Annotated in this window: 2 protein-coding genes; both read right to left on the minus strand. The window is 69.0% G+C overall.

What is annotated here, in order from left to right:
- Positions 1-111: 111 nt before the first annotated feature.
- Positions 112-1,224: a sugar ABC transporter substrate-binding protein gene (locus ACFWM7_RS34810; protein ID WP_383268658.1), complete on the minus strand. Its 1,113-nt coding sequence runs from the start codon at positions 1,222-1,224 to the stop codon at positions 112-114.
- A gap of 120 nt (positions 1,225-1,344) precedes the next feature.
- Entirely contained in the window at positions 1,345-2,544 is a 1,200-nt protein-coding gene (locus ACFWM7_RS34815) for an ROK family protein (protein WP_383268661.1), read from the minus strand.
- Between the last annotated feature and the right edge of the window lie 160 nt (positions 2,545-2,704).

A 2,704-nucleotide genomic window follows, 5' to 3' on the forward strand; every position in this document is an offset into this window, starting at 1 on the left:
CCTCGCGGGAGCGCGGCGGACGGCACGGCCGGTGGTACGGCGGAGGGAACCCGGCCGCCGGGGAGCGGGCCGGGCCCCGGGGCCCGTCGTTCGACGACAGGCCCCCGCGGACTACTTCAGACCGATCTTGTCGCAGTCGGCCTTGTACTTGGCCGTGCAGATCTCGTCCAGCGTCCAGATGCCGTCCTTGAGGACGGTGTCCTGGATGTTGTCCTTGGTCAGCGAGACGACCGGGACGAGGACCGTCGGGATGCCCTTCGTGGTGGCGCTGTCGACCTTGGAGGTGGCGATGGAGTCGAGCTTCTCGCCCTTGGCGAGGGCGACGGCCATCTCGGCCGCGACGATGCCCTCGGCCGGGTAGGACTTGTAGACGCTCATGAACTGCTCACCGGAGACGATGCGCTGAACGCCCGCGAGCTCGGCGTCCTGGCCGGTGACCGGCGGGAGCGGGTCGATACCGGCGCCCTTGAGGGCGGTGATGATGCCGCCCGCCATGCCGTCGTTGGCGGAGTAGACGCCGTCGATCTTGTCCTTGCCGAGCGCGGTGATCGCCGCTTCCATGTTGGCGTTGGCGTTCTCCGGCTTCCACTCCTTGGTGTCGTACTCCTTGCCGTACTTCACCTTGCCGTCGAGGACGGACTTGGCGCCCGTCTTGAAGAGCGCGGCGTTCGGGTCGGTGATCGCGCCGTTCATCATCACGATCGTGCCGCCGTCTGCCTTGTCGCCCAGGGCCTCCAGCAGGGCGGTGCCCTGGGCCCGGCCGACCTCTTCGTTGTCGAAGGAGGTGTAGGCGTCGATGGGGCCCTCGGCGAGGCGGTCGAAGGCGACGACGGGGATGCCGGCGTCCTTGGCCTTCTTGACGCTGTTGGCGATCGCCTTGGAGTCGACCGAGCCCAGGATGAGGGCGTCGACCTTGTTGGTGATCATGGTGTCGACCTGCTGCGCCTGCGTGTTCGCATCCTGCTTGGCGTTGGCGTAGGTGACCTTCGCCTTGCCGCCGGTGAGCTCGCTGATCTTCTTCTCGATGATCGGCCGGTCGAACTTCTCGTAACGGGCCGTCTGGTTCTCGGGGAGGAGCAGACCTATCTTCAGGTCGTCGCCCTTCTTCTCCGAGCCCTGCTCGGCCTTGTCGCCGGACTCCTTGGCGCTCCCGCAAGCGGCCAGCGAGATCGCCATCGTGGTGGCGGCAACGGCAACGGCGGCACGACGCATACGCGTGTTCATTCTCGAACCTCCCTGACGAGGCCGCGACGTTGCGGCCGAGGTGGCTGGAAGTCAACTCGGCCCCAGGGCCAGCGTCAAGGAGTAAATCCTTAACGAGATGACAACGGTGCCATTCGTTATCTAAGTGAAGGCAGGAGTCGCCACAGGGAGAGTGCTCTCCAAAAGGGATGAATCCCCCATCTCGCTGAGCACCAGGGCGAGTGCGCCCAGCACTTCGGCACGGCCGCCGAGCGCCCCGGGGAGGACCGAGAGCTGCCGGGCGGCGCTGGGGATCGCGTACCGCGACACGGAGTCCCGTATGGGCCCCAGGACCAGCTCCCCGGCCTCCGCCAGCGAGCCGCCGAGCACCACGCGGCTGGGGTTGAGCAGGTTGCACAGGTTGGCCACGCCACTGCCTATGTGCCGGCCGACGTCGCCGATCACCCGGCGGCAGCCCGGATCGCCCTCCCGGGCCAGCTGGACCACCCGCTCCATGGTGAGCCCGGGGCCGTGGCTGGGCTGGAGCAGCGGCAGGACGTACCGGGCGGCGGTGAAGGTCTCCAGGCAGCCGCGGTTGCCACAGCGGCAGACCGGGCCCGACTCGTCGAGCGTGATGTGCCCGATCTCGCCGGCCGTGCCGCCCGGGCCCCGGTAGATGGTCCCGTCGATCACCAGACCGGCGCCGACGCCGCTGGCTACCTTGATGTACGCGAGGTCCTTGACGCCCCTGCCGCTCCCCCAGACCAGCTCGCCCAGCGCCCCGAGGTTGGCGTCGTTGTCGACGTACACGGGGACGCCGAGGCGGCCGGAGAGCTCCTCGCTGGGGTTGATGCCCGTCCAGCCCGGCAGGATCGAGGTGGAGCCCAGCGTGCCGGACTCGACGTCGATGGGGCCCGGCACGCCGAGACCGACGCCGATCACCTTCTCCGGGCCGATCCCGGTGGCCTCGATCAGCCGTTTGACCAGCACCTCGGCCCGGTCGAAGCCCTCGGCGGAGGAGGCGTCGACATCCAGCGGCTCGGACTCCTCGGCGAGCACCTGGTGGGCGAGGTTGCCGACGGCGACGCGCAGATGCGTATGGCCGAAGTCGACGCCGATGACGATGCCCGCGTCGCCGCTGAGCGAGACGCTCCGGGCCCGCCGGCCGCCCGCCGAGGTGGGGGTGACCTCGACCGTTCCGCCGTCCTTCAGCTCCCGGACGATATTGGAGACCGTGGCCGCGGAGAGGCCGGTGCTCCGGGCGATCTCCGCCTGGGTGAGCGATCCTGCCATCCGTACGGCGCGTACGACCCGCTCCAGATTGGCCCTGTGCAGCGATGTCTGCGACCCGGGAGTCTCCATCGACTCATCCACTCCTGCCCTTGGCGGGCGGTCCGTCAAGGACCGCCCCGGCCGGGGCCGCAGCGATGAGACCCCGGCTTCCTCCAACATGTGAACTCTAAGCTGACCGTTCGGGGGTGCCTCCCGTCAAGACCTGAGCACCGGCGCACCCCACAACCTG

The sequence above is a fragment of the Streptomyces sp. NPDC058375 genome (assembly GCF_042723425.1).
GTDB lineage: Bacteria > Actinomycetota > Actinomycetes > Streptomycetales > Streptomycetaceae > Streptomyces > Streptomyces durocortorensis.

Bases quoted from the DNA above. Each gene is read 5' to 3' on its own strand.
- ACFWM7_RS34815 (WP_383268661.1), bottom strand. From the start codon at position 2,544: ATGGAGACTCCCGGGTCGCAGACATCGCTGCACAGGGCCAATCTGGAG.
- ACFWM7_RS34810 (WP_383268658.1), bottom strand. From the start codon at position 1,224: ATGAACACGCGTATGCGTCGTGCCGCCGTTGCCGTTGCCGCCACCACG.